The sequence below is a fragment of the Marinobacter sediminicola genome (assembly GCF_031157525.1).
GTDB lineage: Bacteria > Pseudomonadota > Gammaproteobacteria > Pseudomonadales > Oleiphilaceae > Marinobacter > Marinobacter sediminicola.
The window spans coordinates 1-704 of sequence record NZ_JAVIXR010000031.1 but is presented as its reverse complement, the minus strand read 5'-3'; the positions used below and the strand labels follow the sequence as shown (position 1 = coordinate 704).

Genomic DNA, 704 nt, shown 5'->3' with positions numbered 1-704 from the left:
GCTGTGAATACGTCCGTGTACGCTTGGCTCCGCCATCCATGGCTCCGCACAGTTTTGGGAAGCCTCGCCCCACCCGCTCAGTCTAAGCTGGTCAGTGGATTCACTGCTGTTCTGGATCGGGATTATCTAGAATCGTTTGGGTTTGTGTTGTCCGGAATTCGTCTACAGCTTTTCTCACATTCGCATCAAAGGTGCCAATGATCTGTGCAGCCAGTAGGCCGGCATTGGTGGCACCGGCGTTGCCGATAGCCAGGGTGCCTACGGCAATGCCGCCTGGCATTTGCACGATGGAGAGTAGGGAGTCGAGGCCGCTGAGTGCTTTGGACTGTACGGGCACGCCCAGTACAGGTAAGGAAGTCTGCGATGCGACCATGCCGGGCAGGTGAGCTGCGCCGCCGGCGCCTGCAATGATGACTTTCAGGCCGCGGTCGGAGGCGCTTTTGGCGTAGTCGAAAAGCAGATCCGGGGTGCGGTGGGCTGAGACGACTTTGGTTTCATAGGCCACACCGAGTTTTTTGAGCATGTTGGCGGCGTGTTCCATGGTGGGCCAGTCGGATTTGGAGCCCATGATAAGTCCTACAAGCGGCTGCATACGCAACTGTCCTGTGATAATTGGAAAGCCGGACATTGTATGTTTTGACTATCTGCCATGCAAGGAAGGTCTTTGGGCTGTTTATTCGGTGGAGCGCGGCAGCGGGGGCTCT

General features: G+C 57.0%; 1 protein-coding gene. It reads right to left on the bottom strand.

The genetic code is table 11. The features are described 5' to 3' along the window. Positions 1-100: 100 nt before the first annotated feature. Complete coding sequence (gene purE / locus RG807_RS17655) at positions 101-592, bottom strand: 5-(carboxyamino)imidazole ribonucleotide mutase (protein WP_309046050.1); 492 nt, start codon at positions 590-592, stop codon at positions 101-103. Between the last annotated feature and the right edge of the window lie 112 nt (positions 593-704).

Bases quoted from the DNA above. Each gene is read 5' to 3' on its own strand.
- purE (WP_309046050.1), bottom strand. From the start codon at position 592: ATGCAGCCGCTTGTAGGACTTATCATGGGCTCCAAATCCGACTGGCCC.